The 22,381-nt window shown below is 70.7% G+C and carries 21 protein-coding genes; 3 read left to right on the forward strand and 18 right to left on the reverse strand.

Annotation, left to right across the window (positions count from 1 at the left end):
* Window positions 1-77: 77 nt before the first annotated feature.
* The 9 genes from rapZ to RL72_RS18360 all read right to left on the reverse strand — a co-directional run bounded on the left by rapZ (window position 78) and on the right by RL72_RS18360 (window position 10,446).
* The gene (gene rapZ, locus RL72_RS18320; protein ID WP_045252315.1) at window positions 78-947 is read right to left on the reverse strand and encodes an RNase adapter RapZ; all 870 of its coding nucleotides are present in this window, start codon (window positions 945-947) and stop codon (window positions 78-80) included.
* Window positions 948-974: 27 nt separating this feature from the next.
* Complete coding sequence (gene uvrC, locus RL72_RS18325) at window positions 975-2,969, reverse strand: excinuclease ABC subunit UvrC (protein ID WP_082072502.1); 1,995 nt, start codon at window positions 2,967-2,969, stop codon at window positions 975-977.
* Window positions 2,969-5,887: an excinuclease ABC subunit UvrA gene (gene uvrA, locus RL72_RS18330; RefSeq protein WP_045252316.1), complete on the reverse strand. Its 2,919-nt coding sequence runs from the start codon at window positions 5,885-5,887 to the stop codon at window positions 2,969-2,971. Before uvrA ends, uvrC begins: the two co-directional genes overlap by 1 nt.
* A 9-nt stretch (window positions 5,888-5,896) precedes the next feature.
* A complete protein-coding gene (locus RL72_RS18335; protein WP_156156840.1) occupies window positions 5,897-6,466 on the reverse strand; it encodes a hypothetical protein in 570 nt (189 codons plus the stop codon).
* Window positions 6,463-7,770, reverse strand: a complete 1,308-nt coding sequence (locus RL72_RS18340; protein WP_045252318.1) for a DUF58 domain-containing protein — start codon at window positions 7,768-7,770, stop codon at window positions 6,463-6,465. The genes RL72_RS18335 and RL72_RS18340 overlap by 4 nt, the downstream gene beginning before the upstream one ends.
* The gene (locus RL72_RS18345) at window positions 7,767-8,762 is read right to left on the reverse strand and encodes an AAA family ATPase (protein WP_045252319.1); all 996 of its coding nucleotides are present in this window, start codon (window positions 8,760-8,762) and stop codon (window positions 7,767-7,769) included. Before RL72_RS18345 ends, RL72_RS18340 begins: the two co-directional genes overlap by 4 nt.
* Complete coding sequence (locus RL72_RS18350) at window positions 8,759-9,232, reverse strand: hypothetical protein (RefSeq protein WP_156156841.1); 474 nt, start codon at window positions 9,230-9,232, stop codon at window positions 8,759-8,761. Before RL72_RS18350 ends, RL72_RS18345 begins: the two co-directional genes overlap by 4 nt.
* On the reverse strand, window positions 9,229-9,939 hold the full coding sequence (locus RL72_RS18355; protein WP_052674499.1) for a DUF4129 domain-containing protein: 711 nt from the start codon (window positions 9,937-9,939) through the stop codon (window positions 9,229-9,231). Before RL72_RS18355 ends, RL72_RS18350 begins: the two co-directional genes overlap by 4 nt.
* A gap of 63 nt (window positions 9,940-10,002) precedes the next feature.
* Window positions 10,003-10,446, reverse strand: a complete 444-nt coding sequence (locus RL72_RS18360) for a MarR family winged helix-turn-helix transcriptional regulator (RefSeq protein WP_045252321.1) — start codon at window positions 10,444-10,446, stop codon at window positions 10,003-10,005.
* A 41-nt stretch (window positions 10,447-10,487) separates the two neighbouring features.
* Here RL72_RS18360 and RL72_RS18365 point away from each other — a divergent pair, with 41 nt between their 5' ends.
* On the forward strand, window positions 10,488-10,739 hold the full coding sequence (locus tag RL72_RS18365; protein WP_045252322.1) for a hypothetical protein: 252 nt from the start codon (window positions 10,488-10,490) through the stop codon (window positions 10,737-10,739).
* Window positions 10,740-10,766: 27 nt separating this feature from the next.
* On the opposite strand, the gene RL72_RS18370 is transcribed toward RL72_RS18365, so the two are convergent.
* From RL72_RS18370 to RL72_RS18380, 3 genes are read right to left on the reverse strand one after another with little or no spacing between them, the layout of a single operon-like run.
* Window positions 10,767-11,099 carry a TfoX/Sxy family protein gene (locus RL72_RS18370; RefSeq protein WP_045252323.1) on the reverse strand — a complete coding sequence of 111 codons (333 nt, stop codon included), beginning with the start codon at window positions 11,097-11,099 and terminating at the stop codon, window positions 10,767-10,769.
* A 43-nt stretch (window positions 11,100-11,142) separates the two neighbouring features.
* Window positions 11,143-13,212, reverse strand: coding sequence for an excinuclease ABC subunit UvrB (gene uvrB, locus RL72_RS18375; RefSeq protein WP_045252324.1), 2,070 nt, complete (start codon window positions 13,210-13,212; stop codon window positions 11,143-11,145).
* A 58-nt stretch (window positions 13,213-13,270) separates the two neighbouring features.
* Window positions 13,271-13,825 carry a hypothetical protein gene (locus RL72_RS18380; RefSeq protein ID WP_045252325.1) on the reverse strand — a complete coding sequence of 185 codons (555 nt, stop codon included), beginning with the start codon at window positions 13,823-13,825 and terminating at the stop codon, window positions 13,271-13,273.
* Between the two features lie 308 nt (window positions 13,826-14,133).
* Here RL72_RS18380 and RL72_RS18385 point away from each other — a divergent pair, with 308 nt between their 5' ends.
* Window positions 14,134-14,733 (forward strand): DUF4126 domain-containing protein, encoded by a 600-nt coding sequence (locus RL72_RS18385; protein WP_045252326.1) that lies wholly within the window; start codon window positions 14,134-14,136, stop codon window positions 14,731-14,733.
* On the opposite strand, the gene RL72_RS18390 is transcribed toward RL72_RS18385, so the two are convergent.
* The 4 genes from RL72_RS18390 to rpsA form a co-directional block, all read right to left on the reverse strand.
* On the reverse strand, window positions 14,730-15,521 hold the full coding sequence (locus RL72_RS18390; protein WP_045252327.1) for a GNAT family N-acetyltransferase: 792 nt from the start codon (window positions 15,519-15,521) through the stop codon (window positions 14,730-14,732). The genes RL72_RS18385 and RL72_RS18390 overlap by 4 nt on opposite strands.
* Window positions 15,518-16,126 (reverse strand): dephospho-CoA kinase, encoded by a 609-nt coding sequence (gene coaE / locus RL72_RS18395; RefSeq protein WP_045252328.1) that lies wholly within the window; start codon window positions 16,124-16,126, stop codon window positions 15,518-15,520. The genes RL72_RS18390 and coaE overlap by 4 nt, the downstream gene beginning before the upstream one ends.
* Window positions 16,127-16,170: 44 nt before the next feature.
* Window positions 16,171-17,382: an MFS transporter gene (locus RL72_RS18400; RefSeq protein WP_045252329.1), complete on the reverse strand. Its 1,212-nt coding sequence runs from the start codon at window positions 17,380-17,382 to the stop codon at window positions 16,171-16,173.
* Window positions 17,383-17,553: 171 nt separating this feature from the next.
* Complete coding sequence (gene rpsA, locus RL72_RS18405) at window positions 17,554-19,011, reverse strand: 30S ribosomal protein S1 (RefSeq protein WP_045252330.1); 1,458 nt, start codon at window positions 19,009-19,011, stop codon at window positions 17,554-17,556.
* A gap of 322 nt (window positions 19,012-19,333) precedes the next feature.
* Here rpsA and RL72_RS18410 point away from each other — a divergent pair, with 322 nt between their 5' ends.
* On the forward strand, window positions 19,334-20,269 hold the full coding sequence (locus RL72_RS18410; RefSeq protein WP_045252331.1) for a 5'-3' exonuclease: 936 nt from the start codon (window positions 19,334-19,336) through the stop codon (window positions 20,267-20,269).
* A gap of 24 nt (window positions 20,270-20,293) precedes the next feature.
* On the opposite strand, the gene RL72_RS18415 is transcribed toward RL72_RS18410, so the two are convergent.
* Both RL72_RS18415 and trpD read right to left on the reverse strand, forming a co-directional pair.
* Entirely contained in the window at window positions 20,294-21,280 is a 987-nt protein-coding gene (locus tag RL72_RS18415; RefSeq protein ID WP_045252332.1) for a PHP domain-containing protein, read from the reverse strand.
* Between the two features lie 15 nt (window positions 21,281-21,295).
* Window positions 21,296-22,360: an anthranilate phosphoribosyltransferase gene (gene trpD / locus RL72_RS18420; protein WP_045252333.1), complete on the reverse strand. Its 1,065-nt coding sequence runs from the start codon at window positions 22,358-22,360 to the stop codon at window positions 21,296-21,298.
* Window positions 22,361-22,381: the final 21 nt, after the last annotated feature.

Raw genomic sequence — 22,381 nt, forward strand, 5'->3', positions numbered from 1 at the left:
CTCACGGGCGGCGCCGGATCTCGGCGCAAGGGATCAGCTTACCCGGCCGAGGCCCCCCGCACCTGCGGGGCAGCGTCTCACTCGCGCCCGAGGTCGCGGTGCCGCACGGTCACGGCGACGCCCGGGATCTGACCGAGACGAGCCGCGAGCTCCTCCACCATCGCGACGGAGCGGTGCTTGCCGCCGGTGCAGCCGATCGCGACCGTGGAGTGGCTCTTGTTCTCGCGCTGGTAGCCCTCGAGGATCGGTCGGAGCGCGGCCGTGTACGCGTCCAGGAACTCCTGAGCGCCCTCCCGGCTGAGCACGTAGTCGCGCACCTCGGCATCGAGCCCGGTCGATCCGCGCAGCTCATCGATCCAGAACGGGTTCGGCAGGAAGCGCATGTCCGCCACGAGGTCGGCATCCGAGGGCAGTCCGTACTTGAAGCCGAAGCTCATGACGGTGAGCTTGTGCCGCGCGGCGCCCTCCTCGGCGAACACCTCGTTGACCTTGGTCGCGAGCTGGTGCACGTTGAAGTTCGAGGTGTCGATGACGATGTCGGCCGCCTCGCGCAGCGGCGCGACCCTGGTCCGCTCGGTGCGGATGCCGTCGAGCAGCGTGCCGTCGCCCTGCAGCGGGTGCGGGCGGCGGACCGACTCGAAACGGCGCACCAGCACGTCGTCCGAGGCGTCCAGGAAGACGACCTGGACCGAGCCGTGCTCGCGCAGCGCCCTGGCCACGCCGGGGAACCCGTCGAACAGATCGCGGCCGCGCACGTCGACCACCGCGGCGACCTTCGGCAGCGCCGCGCCTCCGAGGTTGGCGAGGTCGAGCAGCGGCCGGAGCATCTGCGGCGGGAGGTTGTCCACGACGTACCACCCGAGATCCTCGAGCGCGTTGGCGACGGTCGAGCGACCAGCGCCCGACATTCCGGTGACGATCAGGAACTCACCCTGGTCGGCGCTCATCTGCTCTCCTCCTCGCTCCCTCCCAGCCTAGTCAGAAGGCGGGGTCGCCGAGGCATCGGAATCGGATCCGGCACCGGCCATCGCGAGCTCCTTGGCGGGGACCGCCTCGGACGCGAGGTGCACCCGGATCGCCTCGGCCAGAGCCGGACCGATCCCCTGCACCTCCTGGATCTCCGCGGCACTGGCCCGTCGCAGCGCGGCGACCGACCCGAAGTGCCGCAGCAGAGACTTGATCCGCGCGGCGCCCAGACCCGGGACCTCGCCCAGGATGGAGGCGATGTCGCGCTTGCGCCGCTTGCGCTGGTGGGTGATCGCGAAGCGGTGCGCCTCGTCGCGCAGCCGCTGCACGAGATAGAGGGCCTCGCTGGTCCGCGGCAGGATGACGGGGTACTCGTCGCCCGGCAGCCAGAGCTCCTCCAGCCGCTTGGCGATGCCGCACAGCGCGATGTCCGATCGTCCGGCATCCCGGAGCGCGCGCGCCGCCGCCTCGACCTGGGGCTTGCCGCCGTCGACGATCAGCAGTTGGGGCGGATACGCGAACCGCGGCCTGCGCCGCTCCGTGACGACCAGCTCCTCGCCCGGTTCCTGAGCCTGATGGAGAGCGCCGACCGGCCGCGCCTCCTCGGGCTCCTCGGGAGCATCGATGTGCGCGAGGCGACGACGCAGCACCTGGTAGATCGAGTCGGTGTCGTCGGTGGTCTCCGCGATGTTGAAGGAGCGGTACTGATCCTTGCGGGGCAGTCCGTCCTCGAACACCACCATCGATGCGACGACGTTCGTGCCGCCGAGGTGCGAGATGTCGTAGCACTCGATCCGCAGCGGCGCCTCGTCGAGTCCGAGCGCCTCCTGCAGATCCGTGAGCGCCTGCGTGCGGGTGGTGTAATCGCTCGATCGGCGCGTCTTGTGCCGGATCAGCGCCTGCTGCGCGTTGAGGGTGGCGGTGCGCATGAGCTCCGCACGCTGACCGCGCTGCGCGACGGCGATCTCGACCTTCCGGCCGCGGCGCTCCCGCAGCCACTCCTCCAGCTCCGCGGCGTCCTCGGGGAGCGACGGCACGAGCACGCGTCGCGGGACCTGATCGCCGCTCGCCTCGCCATACGCGCGCTGGAGGATCTGGTCCACGAGATCCGCCCCCGAGATGTCGATCTCCTTGTCGAGGGTCGACGCCCGCACGCCGCGCACGCGGCCTCCGCGGATCACGAAGTGCTGGATCGCAGCGGACAGCTCGTCCTCGGCGACGCCGAACAGATCCGCGTCCTCGTCCTGCGGCAGCACCAGGGCGCTGCGGCCCAGCACCGCGTCGATCGACGCGAGCCTGTCGCGGTACTTCGCGGCGCTCTCGTAGTCCATCGCGGCCGACGCCTCGTGCATCCGCCGCGTGAGGTCACGCGTGAACCGCTCGTCACCGCCCTCCATGAACGCGATGAAGTCGTCGACCATCGCACGGTGCTCTGCGATCGTCACCGTCATCGAGCACGGGCCGCCGCACTTCCCGATCTGCCCGGGGAAGCACGGACGCCCCGTCGCCATCGCCTTCCGATAGCTCGCATCGCTGCAGGTGCGGATCGGGAAGACCCTGATCATCTGATCGATCGTGTCGTGGACGGTCCACACCTTCGGGTACGGGCCGAAGTACTTCGCCCCCGGGATCCGCCGATTGCGCGTGACGATCACCCTGGGCGCCTCATCGGCGAGCGTGATCGCCATGAACGGGTACGACTTGTCGTCCTTGTAGCGCACGTTGAAGGGCGGATCGAACTCCTTGATCCACATGTACTCGAGCTGCAGCGAGTCGACGTCGGTCGGCACGACGGTCCATTCGACGGAGGCCGCCGTCGTGACCATCCGCCGCGTGCGCTCATGGAGCGTGCGCAGCGGTGCGAAGTAGTTCGACAGCCGCTGACGCAGGTTCTTCGCCTTGCCGACGTAGAGCACGCGCCCCTGCGCATCGCGGAACCGGTACACCCCGGGATCCGTCGGGATCTCCCCCGGCCTGGGCTTGTACGGGAGTTCTGCGGCCATCAGCCCGCCTTGCGCTCGAGCACCCGCCGCGCGCCGGGACGCCCTGCGGCGACGGCGCCGTCGAGGATCTCCGCGAGGAACGCGCCGGTGTGGCTGTCCGCGTTGCGCGCCACCTGCTCCGGCGTGCCCGTCGCAATGATCTGACCTCCGCCGGACCCGCCCTCCGGACCGAGATCGATCACCCAGTCCGCCGACTTGATGACGTCGAGGTTGTGCTCGATCACGATCACGGTGTTGCCCTTGTCGACCAGCCCGTTCAGCACCTCGAGGAGCTTGCGGACGTCTTCGAAGTGCAGACCCGTGGTCGGCTCGTCGAGCACGTAGATCGACCGGCCGTTGCTGCGGCGCTGGAGCTCGGTGGCGAGCTTCACGCGCTGCGCCTCGCCGCCGGACAGCGTGGTCGCCGACTGGCCGAGACGCACGTAGCCGAGACCGACGTCGACCAGGGTCTTCATGTAGCGGTGGATCGCCTGGATCGGCTCGAAGAACTCCGCCGCCTCCTCGATCGGCATCTCCAGCACCTCGGCGATGTTCTTGCCCTTGTAGTGGACGGCCAGGGTGTCACGGTTGTACCGCTTGCCGTGGCAGACCTCGCAGTCGACGTACACGTCGGGCAGGAAGTTCATCTCGATCTTGATCGTGCCGTCGCCGGAGCACGCCTCGCAGCGACCGCCCTTGACGTTGAAGCTGAACCGTCCCGGCTGATAGCCGCGCACCTTCGCCTCGGGCGTCTCGCTGAAGAGCGTGCGGATCCGGTCGAAGACGCCCGTGTAGGTGGCGGGGTTCGAGCGCGGGGTGCGGCCGATCGGCGCCTGGTCGACGTGCACGACCTTGTCGAGGTTGTCGAGCCCGGTCACCCTGGTGTGCTTGCCGGGAACCGTGCGTGCGCCGTTCAACCGCGACGCGAGCACCCGGTACAGGATGTCGTTCACGAGCGAGGACTTGCCGGACCCGCTCACGCCGGTGACGGCAGTGAGCACTCCGAGCGGGAAGTCGGCCGTGACGTTGCGGAGGTTGTTCTCCTTCGCCCCGACCACGCTGAGCATGCGCTTGCGGTCGATGCGACGGCGCTTCCTGGGCGTGACGATCTCACGACGACCTGCGAGGTAGTCTCCCGTCATCGAGCCCTTCTCGCGCAGCAGAGCGTCGTACGGACCGGAGTGCACCACGAGCCCGCCGTTCACGCCCGCGCCGGGGCCGATGTCGACGACCCAGTCGGCCGCCTCGATGGTCTCCTCGTCGTGCTCGACGACGATCAGGGTGTTGCCGAGGTCTCGCAGCGTGAGGAGCGTCTCGATCAGGCGACGGTTGTCGCGCTGATGCAGGCCGATCGACGGCTCGTCGAGCACGTAGAGCACGCCCGTGAGCCCGGAGCCGATCTGCGTCGCGAGACGGATCCGCTGCGCCTCGCCGCCCGACAGCGACCCGGCCGAGCGGCTGAGGTTGAGGTAGGACAGGCCGACCTGCAGCAGGAAGTCCAGGCGCAGACGGATCTCGCGCAGCACCTGCGCGGCGATCTTCGCCTCGCGCGGGCTGAGCTCGAGGCGCTGCATGAAGTCCTGCGCCTCGGCGAGGCTCTTGTGCGACACCTCGGCGATGGAGTGCCCGTGCACCCGCACCGCGAGCACCTCGGGCTTGAGCCGGTCGCCGTCGCACACCGGGCAGGGCACCTCGCGCAGGTACTCGCCCCAGCGGCTGCGCTGGGTGTCGCTCTCAGCCTGCTGGTACTGACGCTCGATGTAGGGCACCACGCCCTCGAACCCCGACGAGTACCGCATCTCGCGGCCGTAGCGGTTCTTCCACTTGACGGTGACCTTGTAGTTCTCGCCGTGGAGCACCGCCTCCTTCACGTCGGAGTGCAGATCCTGCCACGGGGTGTCGAGGGAGAAGTCGAGATCCACCGCCAGGCCCTCGAGCAGCCGCTCGTAGTACTGGAACAGACCCTTGCCTTGGGTCGTCCACGGGATGATGGCACCCTCGCGGATCGAGAGCGACTCGTCGCCGAGCATGAGGTCGACGTCCACCGACATCCGGGTGCCGAGACCGGAGCAGGCGGGGCATGCGCCGAACGGGGCGTTGAAGGAGAAGGTGCGGGGCTCGATCTCGGTGAGCGTGATCGGGTGCCCGTTGGGGCACGCCAGCTTCTCGGAGAACGACTGCCAGGCGTCGTCGCCCTCCTCGTCCACGAAGTTCACCTGCACGACGCCGCCGGCGAGTCCCAGCGCCGTCTCCACCGAATCGGTGACGCGACCCAGGATGTCGGGGGCCGCGACGAGGCGGTCGACCACCACGCCGATGTCGTGCTTGTAGCTCTTCTTCAGCACGGGAGGCTCGGCCAGCTGCACGAGCTCGCCGTCGACGATCGCGCGTGCGTAGCCCTTCGCCCCGAGCTCGCGGAAGAGGTCGACGAACTCCCCCTTCTTCTGGCTGACGACGGGAGCGACGATCTGATAGCGGGTGCGCTCGGGCAGCTCCATGAGCTGATCGGCGATCTGCTGCACGGTCTGGCGCTGGATGCGCTCGCCGCACTGCGGACAGTGCGGCACCCCGATGCGCGCCCAGAGCAGGCGCATGTAGTCGTAGATCTCGGTGATGGTGCCCACCGTGGAGCGCGGGTTCCGGTTCGTCGACTTCTGGTCGATGGACACAGCGGGGCTGAGCCCCTCGATGAAGTCGACGTCGGGACGGTCGACCTGTCCCAGGAACTGGCGGGCGTAGGCGCTCAGCGACTCGACGTAGCGGCGCTGCCCCTCGGCGAAGATCGTGTCGAACGCGAGGCTCGACTTCCCGGATCCGGACAGCCCGGTGAAGACGACCAGGGAGTCGCGCGGAATCTCGAGGTCGACGTTGCGGAGGTTGTGGACACGAGCGCCTCGGACGCTGAGTCTTCCGGGGCTGGTTACGGGTACGATCGGCACCCGTCAAGTCTAGGAGCGGCCTCCGACATTGGCGCCGGTCGCCGGATCGTCGGTGCTCGCCGGATCCGGTCCGGCGACCGTGGACAGCCGCAGCACGGTCGCGCTCGCACCCGCGAGCACCGCCGCGCCGAGCGGTGCCAGCCAGGAGAACCCCGGGCCGTGCAGGGGCGGAACGGCCAGCACGACCGCCGCCGCCACCGTCTGCGCGATCGCCTGGATCACGAGCAGCCGCCGCACGCCGGGGAGCAGCACGCGGAGCCGGATCCGCGAGTGCCACGGCACCGCCCAGGCCCAGGACGCGACGACGTGCGCGACGTGCACCAGCAGCACGGCCAGCGCGGTGCGCACCGCGGACGGCTCGGTCAGGACCACCCCCATCGCCAGACAGGCGATGGCGACCCACGACCCCATCGTTCGCGGGATCAGCACCGAGAGCAGTGCGGAGAGGACCGCGATCGTCCACCACATCGGATAAGGGTTCAGCAGCAGCACGCCGCCGACGATCAGCCCCGCCGCGCCCACCCGCAGCACCGGCGCCGGCATCGACCCCGGAACCCGCAGCTCATGAGCGTGCGTCATCGTCCCGCCCTCCGCCCGCGTTCCCGCTGCATCCGGCGGGCCGCGATCCTCAGGTCCGTCGCCGCGTCCTCCGCCGACCACGCGACGACCTCCACCCCGGCGCCCCGAAGGTCCTGGAGGACGCCGGCGCGCTCGAGCAGGAGGGTCCGCATCGCGAGGGTCTGCACGGCTGTCAGGCGCTCGGTCCGCGGAGGAGGCAGCACGTCGACGGCGACCACGGCCTGCCCACTCGCGCTCCAGCGCAGTGCGAGGTCGGCCGCCGCCCCGTCGGAGAAGGTCGACAGGATGAAGACGATCGACCCCGGCGGCACCGGCGGGGTGCGCCGGTACCGCGTGCCGTCGCCGTCTGCGCCGACGCCGGCGATCACGCCGCGCAACCGCTCCAGATGACGTGCGCCGGAGCCGCTCCGCACCGAGCGCCCGCCGGGTGCAAGGGCGTGGAAGGCCACACGATCCCCGGCGTCGATCGCCGACGCGGCGATCGACAGGGCCGCTTCACGCCCGAGATCCATCGAGGTGGGCCCGCTGCGCGCCGTCGCGCCGCTCCCCCACGTCGCCACGACGGCCCCGAGGTCGTCGACCGCATCCAGGGCGACGACGACGGCGCTGTCGCTGAGGGCGTTCGTGCGCCGCACCAGGAGGTCTCCCGGACGCCGCGCCATGCGCGCGGTCGCACGCCAGTCCACCCGGCGCAGCTCGTCACCGGGCCCGAACGGATGGATGTCGCGGAAGTCCCCTCCACTGCCCCCGCGCCGCCCCTCGTGCCCGCCGTGCAGACCGATCAGCCGCGGCGACAGCGGCAGTTCGGCCGCACGGCGCGTTCCCGGGGCGGCGTTCCAGATCGCCGCCACCCGCGGGAGCGGGATGCTCGCCCACGATGCGTCGTGCTGCAGGGCACGAGCGGTCACCGCCAGGGCCTCCCCCGGACCGGAATGCAGGATCCGCGTGCGCGCGGTCGCCGCCTCCCCCGGTCCCGTCTCGACGGCTCCGGTGCGCTCGCCGCCCTGATCGACCGCGAGCTGGATCCACTCGGCGTCTCCTCCGACCTCGATCCGCCCCTCCACGGCGCCGGTGTCCGGCTCCGCGTCGAGCGTCAGAGCGAGCTGCACGGATCCGGCATGCGGAGGCCGGAACAGAGCCCAGGCGCCGGCGAGGGCGAGCGGGAGGCCCACCGCGATGACATCAGGGCGGCCCAGCACGAGGCCCGCGCCGGCGAGGAGAACCGCACCGGCGAGCGCCGACGCGGGAACGGGCGTCCGCCTCCAGTGCAGCGGAGCGTCCTTCGTCGAGCGCACGCCGATCATGCGCGGAGTGCTCCCTCCCGCGCGACCGTGGGCGGAACGGGGGTCGTCCCGACGACGCCCGCGACGACGGTCGCCGGATCCACTCCCTGCGCCCATGCCTGGGGCGTCAGCGTGAGGCGGTGGGCCAGCACAGGGACGGCGACGCGCTTGAGGTCGTCGGGCCGCACGTACCCGCGCCCCTCGATCGCCGCGACGGCACGCGCGAGCAGGATCAGCGCCTGAGACCCTCGTGGCGACGCCCCGACCGCGACGTTCTGCGCCGTGCGGGTGCCCCGGGCGAGCGCCACCGCGTAGCGGATGAGATCCGCCTCGACATGGATCCGTTCGACGGCCGCCTGGATCCGCCACAGCTCCTCCGCGTCGATGACCGCGTCCACCTCGGCGTGCTCACGCCGGCGCCGGATGCGCTGGGCGACGATCCCCACCTCGTCCTCCTGGACGGGGTACCCCACGGCCAGTCGCACCATGAAGCGGTCCAGCTGAGCCTCGGGCAGCGCAAAGGTGCCCTCGTACTCGATGGGGTTCGAGGTCGCGATCACGTGGAAGGGCTCGGGGAGCGGATAGCGTCGGCCCTCGACCGTCACCTGACGCTCGGCCATGGCCTCGAGCATCGCGGACTGCGTCTTCGGGGTGGTGCGGTTGATCTCGTCGGCGAGCAGCAGGCCGGTGAAGATCGGCCCCGGCCGGAACCGGAAGTCCCCCGTGTCCGGCGCGTAGACGAACGACCCGGTGACGTCGCCGGGCAGCATGTCGGGCGTGCACTGCAGCCGGCGGAACTCCAGCCCCAGGGCGGCCGCGAGGCTGCGGGCGGCAAGGGTCTTGCCCAGGCCGGGGACGTCCTCGAACAGCACGTGGCCCCCCGCGAGGATCGTGGCGAGCGCCAGGGTGAGCGGCTCGTCCATGCCGACCACCACCGCGCGCACGCGGTCGAGGATCTGCGCGGCCGTCCGCGTGATGTCGGTGATGTCGTCGCCGGTCTGCTCCGAGGTCATGGGCTCTCCTGGGTCGAAGGGACGAGGGGCTGCTCAAGAGCGCGCAGCAGGCTCTCGAGGTCTTCACGGCGCAGGACCGGTCCGGTCAGGGCCGCATGCGCTCCGGCGCCGAGAACGGCGTCCACGTCGGCCGGGTCCGCCGTCTCCGGCGGGAGTCCGTGCTCGCGCAGACGGCGTTCGGCGAGCGCAGTGATCCGGCGACGGAGCGACGGCCCGACCATCCCTGTACGGGTGTCGATCGACCAGGCGAGCCGAGCGACCTCCGATCCCCGCTGCAGCGGCTGCGGCGGCGCCGGCGGCCAGGGACCCGCCTCATCGAGGAAGCTCTGCCGTGCGATCAGCAGCGCCGCGGCGAAGACGAGGATCCACGCCGCCCCGAAGACGAGCGGCACTCCGAGGAAGCCGAGGAACAGCACGACGGGGACGCCGAGGACGATCCAGACCGCCGTCATCACGATCGGACGCCTCATCGCCATTCCTCCTCGATGGCGGCGAGGCATCGTCGCGCGGCGGCGCGCGCCCGCTCGTCTGCGGGCACCCCGCCGAACCGCACCGACTCGTAGAGGGCCAGCAGCGTCTCCACCTCAGCATCACGTCCGGGGCGTCGCCGCAGGATCCTCACGGTGAACTCGCCGGGCGTCTCCGACTCGGCCCTCGCCCGGCCGGCGCGTGCGGACGCCTGCTCCAGCTCCACCCAGGCGGCGACGATCGCATCGCTCGGATCCCGGTGCTCGTCGATCGCCTGCTGCGCGTCGACGGCGGCGTCCCGGATCGCACCGGCGTCGACGCTGTCGTCGGAGGCCATCGCAGGCTGGCCGACATCGACCGCGCCGCCCTCCTGGCGACCCAGCGGACGCGCCGCCCAGAGCGCCCGGACCACGCGCCACAACAGCCAGCCGAGCAGCAGCAGCCCGACGACTGCCATCACGATCGCGATGACCGATGCGATGGCCGCGAGCAGCGGGAGATCCGGCAGCCGCTGACCGATCGACGGCCCCGCCGTCTGTCCGCCGGACGACGGGGTGGGCGCCGGAGGCCTGCGATCGAGCAGGAGGTTGCCGAACTGGGGCACGCCCTGGAGCGAGGCGATGGCCATGAGCAGCACGGTCACGAGCACCACGAGCGCCAGCGCTCCCGGGAGCGGGAGCGACCGCAGACGCCGGTCGTCGTGGACCATGTCCTCACCCTATGCGGCGGTCGGCCCGGCCGTGCGACGCCGTGTCAGGTCGGCGCCTCGGGCTCAGAGGTCGACGGCGCCCGCGAACCGGGTCAGAGCGTCGCGGACCGCTTCGACCTCCGGCACCGTCATGCCGAGCCGCGCCATGACCTGGCGAGGGACGTCCACTGCCTTGGCCCGGAGCGCGACGCCCTTCGGAGTGAGCGCGATGTCGAGCCGGCGCTCATCCGCGCTGCTGCGCCGCCGCTCGATGAGGCCGTCCGCCTCCAGCCGCTTGACCAGGGGCGAGGCGGTCGCCGGCTCCATGGCGAGGGCCGCAGCCAGATCCCCGAGCGAGCGCGGCGATTCCTCCCAGAGCGCCAGCATCGCGAGGTACTGCGGATGCGTCAGGCCGAGCGGCTCGAGGATCGGGCGGTACACCGCCACCACGTTGCGGGCTGCGGTCACGAGCGCGAAGCACAGCTGGTTGTCCAGCCGGAGAAGGTCGTCGGTCGTGGTCTCGCTCACGGATCCGATGGTACCAAACTGCCCTAATCGTTAGTACACTAATGATCATGGTGAACACTCCGACCGAGCACACGCCGCTCCGCCAGCGCATCCGTGATGCGGGTGGACTCTACGCCTGGATCAACACGAACCTCATCCGGTTCGCCGGTCCGGCTTCCGTCGGCCCGTATGAGGCGACGCCGCCGCCGTCCGACGCCGAGCGCGCTCAGCGCGGCTGCCCGCTGTGCGGCGCACCGATGACGGCGCACGAGATCGACCGCAGCGGGCCGAAACCGCTCATGCACTGCCCCTGAGCACGCAGCAGCCGCCGGACCTGCCCGTCAGACGCCTTCCGCGTCCTCGCGGGCGAGGTCGATCCAGCCCATGAGCGCCGCGTCGTCGGCGACGGCCTCGGCTGAGACGTCGAGCCAGTTGTCGCTCATCGTGCGCGCCCCCATCACCGCGCGCGACACTCCGGGCTCGGTGATCAGGGCGGCCGCGCGCTCCGCCGCGACCCGCACGAGCAGCGTGCCGCCTTTGCGCGCGCCGACGAGGATCCGGCCTTCGCTCAGGAAGGCGCGACTGCCGAACATCGCCCGCTCCTCGATCTCGCCCTCACCGCCGAGCAGCGCGCGGATGCGGTCCGCCAGCTCGACGACCGCCGGATCCGCCATGCTCCCGCCTTCCTCAGCGTCGCCTTGCGCGCTCAGACACGCCTCAGGCGTGTCCCGCCCGCTCCATCGCGCGCAGCTCCTTCTTCAGGTCCTGCACTTCGTCACGCAGTCGCGCTGCGAGCTCGAACTTGAGCTCACCCGCCGCGGCGAGCATCTGCGAGGAGAGATCCGCGATCGTCTCCTCCAGCTGGATCGCACCCTCGGCGGCGATGCCTTCGCGGCGCAGATTCGGCGTCGGCGACTTGCCCCGGCCCGACTTCGTACGCTTGGACAGCAGCTCGGCCGTGTCGGCGCCTTCGCGCGCGAGCACATCGGTGATGTCGGCGATACGCTTGCGCAGCGGCTGCGGATCGATGCCGTTGGCGGTGTTGTACGCGATCTGCTTCTCCCGCCGCCGCTCGGTCTCCTCGATCGCCTTCGCCATCGAGTCGGTGACCGTGTCGGCATACATGTGCACCTGGCCCGACACGTTGCGGGCGGCGCGGCCGATCGTCTGGATGAGCGAGGTGCCGCTGCGGAGGAAGCCCTCCTTGTCTGCGTCGAGGATCGCGACGAGCGACACCTCGGGCAGGTCGAGTCCTTCCCGGAGCAGGTTGATGCCGACCAGGACGTCGTAGACGCCGGCTCGGAGTTCGGTGAGCAGCTCCACGCGTCGCAGCGTGTCGACGTCCGAGTGCAGATAGCGCACGCGGACCCCGTGCTCGCCGAGGAAGTCGGTCAGCTCCTCCGCCATCTTCTTGGTGAGGGTGGTGACCAGCACGCGCTCGTCCCGCGCGACCCGGATCCGGATCTCCTCGAGCAGATCGTCGATCTGCCCCTTCGACGGCTTCACCACGATCTCGGGATCGACGAGGCCCGTCGGCCGGATGATCTGCTCGACCACGCCGTCTGCGATGCCCATCTCGTACTTCCCCGGCGTCGCGGAGAGGTAGACGGTCTGCCCGATGCGCTTGGTGAACTCATCCCATCGCAGCGGGCGGTTGTCCAGGGCGCTCGGCAGCCGGAAGCCGTGGTCGACGAGAGTGCGCTTGCGCGACGCGTCGCCCTCGTACATCGCGCCGATCTGCGGCACGGTGACGTGCGACTCGTCGATGACGAGCAGGAAGTCGTCGGGGAAGAAGTCGAGCAGGGTGTGCGGCGGCTCTCCGGCCTCGCGGCCGTCCATGTGCCGCGAGTAGTTCTCGATGCCGGAGCAGAAGCCGAGCTGCTGCAGCATCTCGAGATCGAACGTCGTCCGCATGCGCAGTCGCTGCGCCTCCAGCAGCTTGCCCTGCCGCTCGAGTTCTGCGAGGCGCTCCGTGAGCTCGTCCTCGATCTGGCCGATCGCACGCTGCACCACGTCGGTGCCGGCCACATAGTGCGACGCCGGGAAGATCGGCACGGAGTCGAGCTTCGCGATCACCTCACCGGTCAGCGGGTGCAGCGAGTACAGCGCCTCGATCTCGTCGCCGAACAGCTCGATGCGGATCGCATGCTCCTCGTAGACCGGGATGATCTCGATGGTGTCGCCGCGCACGCGGAAGTTCCCGCGGGAGAAGTCGACGTCGTTGCGGTTGTACTGCATGGCGATGAACTGGCGGATGAGAGCGTCGCGGTCGTACCGCTCCCCCACCTGCAGCGCCACCATCGCGCGCAGGTACTCCTCGGGAGCACCGAGACCGTAGATGCACGAGACGGTCGAGACGACCACTACGTCGCGGCGGCTGAGGAGTGAATTCGTCGTCGAGTGGCGCAGGCGCTCGACCTCGGCGTTGACCGACGAGTCCTTCTCGATGAAGGTGTCCGTCTGCGGCACGTACGCCTCGGGCTGGTAGTAGTCGTAGTACGAGACGAAGTACTCGACCGCGTTGTTCGGCATGAGGTCGCGGAACTCGTTCGCGAGCTGGGCGGCGAGCGTCTTGTTGTGCGCGAGGACGAGCGTGGGCCGCTGCACCTGCTCGATGAGCCAGGCTGTCGTCGCGGACTTTCCCGTTCCCGTGGCGCCGAGCAGCACCACGTCGGTCTCACCGGCGTTGATGCGCGCCGCAAGCTCGGCGATCGCCTGCGGCTGATCTCCCGCGGGCGCGTACTCCGAGACGACTTCGAACGGCCGGACCGAACGTGTGGGTTGCATCCCTTAACACTACGAGGGGCTTCCGACATCGGCGCCGGAAGCCCCTCGCAGAGCAGACTCAGGCGTCGTGCACCTTGGGCCCGACCACCGGGCCGCCGTCGAGCGCCGACACGAGTCCGTCGATCTTCAGCGTGCCGTCCGTGCTCACGCCCGAGATGTTCAGCGTCAGCGAGTTCAGCGGCGGCACCGCGGAGCCGGCGTTGTAGGCCAGGTCGAAGCCGGTGATCCCGACGAAGCAGGTCACCGTCTGCGTGGCGGTGAGCGTCACGGACGTCGCGGACCGGCTGGCGACCGTCCACACGCTGCCCGCCGAGGTGACGGTGCTGCCGGCGAGCGAGAACGCAGGGTCGCTGTTGTCGTACGTGATCGTGGCGATCAGGTTGAACGGCGCGGAGAACGTGTTGGCGGGGAAACAGGACTCGACGCGGGACGAAGAGGCCGACAGGACGGTGTCCTTCACGTTCGGCGAGGACTCGACGAGCGATCCGACGCTGTTCGGGGTGGTGCTCGCCGCAGCCATCGGCGCGGCCGCCGCGACGGCGATGACGGGCACCGACCACGCGGCCCCCTTGATCACGGTGCGGCGCGAGAGGCCGCTCTTGAGGTCAGTCATTCTGTTGCACTCCAGATATCGGTTGAGCCCACAGCTCAGATACCGAGATCGCGCACGTCGCGGGTTCGATGCGCGCGACGGAGACGCAGTGCGTCCAGCCCCCAGAGTTCCCCAGAGCTTTTCCCCATTGTCCCCACAGCGCTTCCCCGCACTGCCCCACCGACGAAGATATACGATCGCGGCGAATATTGCAAACCATCCGTACAAACTGTCCGATCGGTTGGTTTCTCCACTCGTAGACACGCTCCGGACAGTGAGCGACGCGCGATCGGGGGCGCGCCGGCTGCCCCCACCCCTACAGTGGTGCCGTGATCGAGTTCGTGATCGGATCCAGTCTCGCCGCGGCCGCGGGCCTGAACGCGTGGATCCCCCTGTTCCTGCTCGGACTCGCGGCTCGCCTGCTCCCCGCCGTCACGCTCCCCGCGGGATGGAGCTGGCTGAGCAGCGATCTCGCGCTCTGGATCATCGGCCTCCTGCTCGTGCTGGAGATCGTCGCGGACAAGATCCCGGCACTCGACTCGCTGAACGACATCGTGCACAGCATCATCCGGCCCGCGGCGGGCGGCATCGCTTTCGGGGCGGGCGCGAGCGCGCAGACCGTCGCCGTCGACGATCCAGGGACTTTCTTCTCCACGCACGCCTGGATCCCGATCGTCGCGGGAGTCCTCATCGCGCTGGCGGTGCACGTCGTGAAGGCGACGGGTCGCGTCGCGGCGAACACCGCGACCGCAGGGATCGCCGCGCCCGCGCTGAGCACCGCGGAGGACGTCGTGTCGTTCGTCCTCGCCGCGGCCGCGATCCTCGTGCCGCTCCTCGCCGCCGCGCTGCTCGTGGGCCTGATCGTCGCCGTCGTCGTGCTCGTGCGACGGCGCACCCGCCGGCGGAGGACGACGGCGACCGGGGACTAGCCGGTCGCCTCCCGCGTCCACACCCACGGGGTGGTGGTCGTGAACCGACGCATGCCGGAGCGTTCCAGGATGGGACGGGAGAACTCGGTGGAGTCCGAGTGCAGGAACCGCAGCCCCCGTGCCAGCGCCGCCTGCGCGCGCTTCGCGGTGAGCGCGCGGTAGACGCCGCGCCCGCGCCACTCCGGAACGGTCGCACCTCCCCAGATGCCCGCGAACTCCGTGCCCGCCACCGGCTCCAGGCGCCCGGCGCTGATCACGCGTCCGCCGGCCTCCGCGATCCAGAGGACGACGTCCTCCCCCTCGGCGAGCCGCTCGATCATGTGCTCCGCCCTGGCCTCCCCGTCGCCGTGTCCGAAGACGGCCGCCTCCATCTGCTCCATCGCGCGGATGTCCCCGGCGTCACGGATCTCGCGCAGGACGACCCCGTCCGGCAGGGACAGATCGGCCGCGAGCGCCGCCGCCTCGCCCAGCATGACCGACTCCGTCTCCTCTGGCTCGAACCCTGCGTCGCGCAGGGCCGCGTCGAGCCCGGGCGCGACGTCGTGCCCGCGTGTCTTCCACTCCGCCGTGCGCACGGCCGGGTGCCGGGTGAAGTGCTCCCTGACCTGGACGACGAGGGACCGGATCCGGCGCTCGCCGAGCCCGTCCAGGTCTCGATAGCTCGCGAAGCCGGCTCCGCCGGGGAAGATCCCGACCGACACCGGGCCGATCGTCTGCACGTCGTCGGCCCCCTGGAGCTCGGCCTCCCCGCGCAGCTGCGCATCGTATGCCGCGAGCAGATCCGTCACGCAGTCTCCCCCGCGCTCAGGCGACGCCAGAGGCCGTCCGTCTGCCGGAGCGTGTCGTCGAGGCTGCCCGCGGTGTCGATGACGACGTCCGCGATCTCCCGGCGCTTCTCGTCGGAGACCTGCGAGGCGATGCGCTTGCGCGCCTCGGCACGATCGAGGCCGCGCTCACGCACGAGCCTCTCCTCGCGCTCCGCGGCCGGTGCGTCGGCGACGACGATCAGATCCCAGGGATCGTCGACCCGCGCCTCGACGAGCAGGGGCACGTCGTAGACCACGACCGCCGCAGGATCCGCATCCCGCGCGGCCGCGAAGCGGCGCTGCGACTCGGCCTTGACGGCGGGATGGACGATCGCGTTGAGCCGGCCGAGGGCCTCAGCGTCGCCGAACACCCGTGCGCCGAGCGCGGCACGGTCCAGTTCGCCATCGGCCCGGATCACATCCTCGCCGAACTCTGCGGCGATGCGGTCGAGCACCGGGGAGCCCGGTGCCTGCACGTCGCGGACGATCCGATCGGCATCGACGACGACGGCGCCGTGCTCCGCCAGCCGGGCGGCGATCGTGGACTTGCCCGACGCGATCCCGCCGGTGAGTGCGATGAGGGGCATGCTGCCAGTCTCGCACGGTGCCGGCGGGCGCCGTGCGCGCGGGATCACCGCCGTGACGGGTCGGCGTCGCGCAGGGCGGAGGCGGCGGCCAGCGCGGCCAGAGCGCACATCGCGATGACGATCGCCGCGAACCACGCCCATCCCGCGGAGCCGAACACGACTCCCAGGATCCAGCCGAACAGACTCGATCCGGCGTAGTAGGCGAAGTAGTAGAGGGACGACGCCTGGGCGCGGCTGTCGGCCTCCGTGGCGACCGAGGTCCACCCCGATGCCACCGCGTGCGCGCCGAAGAAGCCCGCGGTGAACAGCAGCAGGCCGGCGAGCACCGCGATCGTGCTCGACGCCAGCAGGAGCAGCGCTCCGCACGCCATGACGGCGATCGCGCCCAGCAGCACCGGATACCGCCCGATGCGGGAGGCGAGCACGCCGGCCCAGGGTGAGGAGAACGTGCCGGCGAGATACGCGAGGAAGAGCAGCGTCACGAACCAGGCCGGCAGGGCGAACGGCGGCGCGGCGAGGTGGAAGCCCAGATAGTTGTACACGGCGACGAAGGCCCCCATGAGCAGGAACCCCTGCGCGTAGAGCGCGAGCTGGCGAGGCGAGCGCAGCAGGCGACGCAGGCGTGCCGGGACACCTGCGCCGCGCTCCCTCCCCGGGATCCGTGGGACGAACCCCTGCGAGCGCGGCGCCAGCCACAGGAACAGCACGGCCGCCACCGCGCAGAGCCCGGTCGCCGTCCACACCCCGGCGCGCCACCCGCCGCCTTCCGCCACGAGGCCCGAGACGATGCGCCCCGCGAGGCCGCCGACGGTCGTGCCGGCGATGTAGCTGCCTGCGGCCGCCGCGGCGTGACGCGGCCCCACCTCCTCCGCGAGGTAGGCCAGCGCGACGGCGGGGACCGCGCCCAGGGCCACACCCTCGGCGCCGCGCACCACGAGCAGCACGACGATGTTCCCGCTGAAGGGAGCGAGCAGGCCCAGCACCGTCGCAGCGATCACTCCGACCGCCATCACCGGCACGCGTCCGACGCGGTCGGCGACGACCGACCAGCCGATGACCGAGGCGGCGAGCCCCAGGGTCGCGGCCGAGACGCTCAGCGCCGCGGTGGCCGGCGGGATCGCGAGATCGCGGGCCATCTGAGGCAGCACGGCCTGGGGCGCGTAGAGCTGCGCGAAGGTCGCGACTCCAGCGAAGAACAGTCCGAGGATCAGCCGCCGGTACTCCGCGGAACCGGGCGCGTGACCCGCGAAGCTCATGGGGCGAGGATCCGCATTCGCGTGCCGCGAGGGGGACGCGGCAGGAGCGGATCCATGTGCTCCATCCTCACATGCCGGCGGCGTCGCTCCGACGGGAGGCGCGTCGAGGATGCGGAAAGGGCCGCCACCCGCCCGAAGGCGAGGTGACGGCCCGTTCCGATGAGGCGATGCTTACGCGTTGCCGCCCGAGAGCTTCTCGCGGAGAGCCGCGAGAGCCTCGTCGTCGGCGAGCGTGCCGGCGCCGGTGGACTCGCTCGAGAACGACTGCGCGCCCCCGAAGTCGTCGCCCGCGGCAGCCTCGGCCTCGGCGGCCTTGAGCACCTGAGCCTTGTGCGCCTCCCAGCGAGCCTGGGCAGCGGCGTACTCCTGCTCCCAAGCCTCGCGCTGGGCGTCGAAGCCTTCCTTCCACGCACCGGTCTCGGCGTCGAAGCCCTCCGGGTACTTGTACTCGCCGTTCTCGTCGTACTCGGCGAGCATGCCGTACAGAGCCGGGTCGAACTCGGTGCCGTACGGGTCGACCGACTCGTTGGCCTGCTTCAGCGACAGCGAGATGCGGCGACGCTCGAGGTCGATGTCGATGACCTTGACGAACACCTCTTCGCCCACCGAGACGACCTGCTCGGCCAGCTCGACGTGCTTGCTGGACAGCTCGGAGATGTGCACGAGGCCCTCGATGCCGTCCGCGACGCGGACGAACGCACCGAACGGGACGAGCTTGGTGACCTTGCCCGGGGTGACCTGGCCGATGGCGTGGGTGCGGGCGAAGACCTGCCACGGGTCCTCCTGCGTCGCCTTCAGCGACAGGGAGACGCGCTCGCGGTCGAGGTCGACCTCGAGGATCTCGACGGTGACCTCCTGGCCCACCTCGACGACCTCGGAGGCGTGCTCGATGTGCTTCCAGGACAGCTCGGAGACGTGCACGAGGCCGTCCACGCCGCCGAGGTCGACGAACGCACCGAAGTTGACGATCGACGAGACGACGCCCTTGCGGACCTGGCCCTTGTGCAGGTTGTTGAGGAACGTGGTGCGCGACTCGGACTGCGTCTGCTCGAGCAGGGCGCGGCGCGAGAGGACCACGTTGTTGCGGTTCTTGTCGAGCTCGAGGATCTTGGCCTCGAGCTCCTGGCCGAGGTACGGCGTGAGGTCGCGGACGCGGCGCAGCTCGATGAGCGAGGCCGGCAGGAAGCCGCGGAGGCCGATGTCGACGATGAGTCCACCCTTGACGACCTCGATGACCTGACCGGTGACGACGCCGTCGTTCTCCTTGATCTTCTCCACGTCGCCCCAGGCGCGCTCGTACTGGGCGCGCTTCTTGGACAGGATCAGACGGCCTTCCTTGTCCTCCTTCTGGAGGACGAGGGCCTCGACCTGGTCGCCGACGGAGACGACCTCGTTGGGGTCGACGTCGTGCTTGATGCTCAGCTCGCGCGAGGGGATGACGCCCTCGGTCTTGTAGCCGACGTCCAGCAGCACCTCGTCGCGGTCGATCTTGACGATCGTGCCCTCGATGATGTCGCCGTCGTTGAAGAACTTCAGAGTCTTCTCGACCGCAGCCAGGAAGTCCTCGGCAGATCCGATGTCGTTGATCGCGACCTGCTTGGTGGCCGGGGCGGCCGTTGCGGTAGTCATGTAGTGGGTTGTCCTTGTTGATGGATACTCGGGCCACGACGCGCGCTCCTCAGGGAGCACAGGATCGCGTCGCGGCGAAATGGATGTGTGTTGTTCGTCACGCACACGTGAGGAAGCCCCCACGGGTGACAGTTCATGCTATCAGGTCGCCGTGAGCTGCGGAAACCGCATTCGCAGGCGGATCAGGCGGCGTGGCGGACTCTGCGCACAGCGGATGCAACACGGACTCCGGGCACGGTGTTCCCGGAGCATCACCCGGCCCCCGGGCGTCGTGCGGCCCGCGTTCCGACAGCCGCGTGCCCCCGCCTGGCAGACTGTGGGCATGACCGACGCCGCTCCGAAGCTGCTCCTGCTCGACACCGCCAGCCTGTACTTCCGTGCGTTCTACGGGGTGCCCGATGCGGTCAAGGCTCCTGACGGCACCTCGGTGAACGCGGCACGCGGCCTTCTCGACATGATCGCGAAACTGGTCGGCGCCTATCGCCCCACGCATCTCGTCGCATGCTGGGACGACGACTGGCGCCCGCAGTGGCGCGTCGACCTCATCCCCAGCTACAAGGCGCACCGGGTGGTCGAGGTCGTCCCGGGCGGCGCCGACGTCGAGGAGGTGCCGGACCCCCTCGAGGCGCAGATCCCGATCATCCGACAGGCCCTGGGCGCGCTGCGGATCCCGATCATCGGCGTCGCGGAGCACGAGGCCGACGACGTGATCGGCACCCTGGCGACGATCGCGGGAATGCCGGTCGACATCGTCACCGGAGATCGCGACCTGTTCCAGCTCGTCGACGACGGCCGCGCGGTGCGCGTGATCTACACGGCCCGCGGGATGAGCAACCTGGAGACGGTCACCGAGGAGACGGTCGTCACGAAGTACGGCGTGCTGCCGAGCCAGTACGCCGACTTCGCCACGATGCGCGGCGACGCCTCGGACGGACTCCCCGGCGTCGCCGGGGTGGGCGAGAAGACGGCGGCCAACCTCCTGGCCGTGCACGGGGACCTCCCCGCGATCCGCACCGCCGCCGAGACGGCGACGGGCATGTCCGCCGGCGTGGCGAACAAGATCCTCGCGTCGTCCGACTACCTGGATGTGGCTCCGGCCGTCGTGCGCGTCGCCACGGCACTCCCGATCTCGGTGCCGACCGACGCCCTGCGCCCCCTGGACGCCGCGGAGACCGCCGGTGCGGTCGCGGTCGCCGAGCGGTGGAACCTCGGCACGTCGATGGCGCGCGCGCTCGAAGCCCTCGAGCGCACCGCCTGACGCCCGCCCGTCGCTCGGATGGGCTCAGCCGGCCCAGCGCCGCAGTCGCTCGAGCCCCCACGTGGTGACGATCCGCTCCGCGGGGACCCCTGCACGTTCCGCGCGCTGCGCGCCGTGGTCCAGGAGGGACAGCTGCCCGGGAGCATGCGCATCGGAGTCGATCGAGAAGAGGCAGCCCGCCTCGAGCGCGATCGCGATGAGCTCGTCGGGCGGATCCTGCCGTTCCGGGCGGGAGTTGATCTCGACCGCGACACCGTGCTCGGCGCACGCCTCGAAGACCGCGCGGGCGTCGAACCTCGACGGCGGCCGCGTGCCCCGCTCCCCCTGCACGAGCCGCCCCGTGACGTGCCCGAGCACGCTGACGCGCGGATCCGACACCGCGGCGATCATGCGCCTGGTCATCGGCCCCGGCTCCATGGCGAGCTTGGAGTGCACGGAGGCGACCACCACGTCGAGCTCGCCGAGCAGGGCGTCCTCCTGATCCAGGCGTCCGTCTTCGAGGATGTCGACCTCGATCCCCGCGAGCAGGGTCAGGCCGTCTCCGCTGAGCGCGCGCACCTCGGGGATCTGGGTGCGCAGCCGTTCCGCGGTCAGGCCTCGCGCGACACGGAGACGCGGCGAGTGGTCGGTGATGGCGAGGTACTCGTGGCCCAGCGCCCGCGCCGCGTCCGCCATCGCCGCGATCGGCGTCGTCCCGTCCGACCACTCGGTGTGCGCGTGCAGATCGCCGCGCAGCCGGGAGCGCAGCTCGGAGACGATCTCCGGCTCGACCTCGCGGCGCAGCTCCACCAGGTACGACGGCGTCTCGCCGGCGAGGGCCTGCCGGATCACCTCGAACGTCGACGCGCCGATCCCCTTGGCCTGCTGGATCCGCCCCAGGTCCTGCCTCGCGTCGTCGGGAAGGGCCTCGTACGTCGCCGCCGCGGCGCGGAACGCCTTCGCCCGGTACCTCGACGCGCGCTCGCGCTCCAGCAGCCTCGCGATCTCGAGCAGCGCCTCCTGCGGATCCATCCCGGCCTCCCGCCGTCAGCTCGCGGCGAGCTCCCGCGACGCCGCCACCCAGGCGTCGAGCTTGGCCAGCGCGCTCCCGTCGTCCACGGCGGCCTCGGCCTTCGTGAGCGCGTCGCGCAGACGCTGCACGATCGGCACCTGCGCCTGCGCGGCGTCGTGCGACAGCTCGTACGCCACGATGCCGGCCGCGGCGTTCAGCAGCACGATGTCGCGGACGGCCCCACGCTCGCCCTCCAGCGTGCGGCGCAGCACGCCCGCGTTGTGCTCGGGCGAGCCTCCGATGAGGTCCTCGAGCTCGGCGAGCGGGATGCCGAGATCGCGGGGATCGAGGTCATGCTCGTGGATGTCGCCGCGGGTGACCTCCCAGATCCGGCTGTGCCCCGTGGTCGTCAGCTCGTCGAGCCCGTCGTCGCCGCGGAACACGAGCGCCGTGGCGCCGCGCGTGCGGAAGACGCCGGTGATCAGCGGGACGCGGTCGAGCTGGGCGACGCCCACGGCGTTCGCCTCGGCGCGCGCCGGGTTGCAGAGCGGGCCGAGCATGTTGAACACGGTCGGCACGCCCAGCTCCGAGCGCACCGCTGCCGCGTTCTTGAAGCCCGGGTGGAAGGCGCCGGCCCACGCGAAGGTGATGCCGGTGCGATCGAGGATCTCGGAGACGGACTGCGGATCCAGCGTGAGCTGCAGTCCCAGCGCGCCCAGCACGTCGGACGACCCCGAGGAGGAGCTCGCGGCGCGGTTGCCGTGCTTGACCACGGGCACGCCGGTCGCGCCGATGATGATCGCCGCGGTCGTCGACACGTTCACGGTCCCGATCCGGTCGCCGCCGGTGCCGACGATGTCGAGCACGTCCGAGGAGACCGGCAGGGGCACCGCCGCCTCGAGGATCGCGTCGCGGAAGCCGACGATCTCGTCGATCGTCTCCCCCTTCGCGCGGAGGCCGATGAGGAATCCGGCGAGCTGCGCCTCGGTGGCCTGGCCGCGCATCACCTGACGCATCGCCCACGTGGACTCGTAGACGCTCAGATCACGTCCGGCGAGCAGGGTGGAGAGGACATCGGGCCAGGTCAGAGCTTCCGCCATGCCAGAGATCCTATCGATGTG

Source organism: Microbacterium azadirachtae (genome assembly GCF_000956545.1).
GTDB lineage: Bacteria > Actinomycetota > Actinomycetes > Actinomycetales > Microbacteriaceae > Microbacterium > Microbacterium azadirachtae.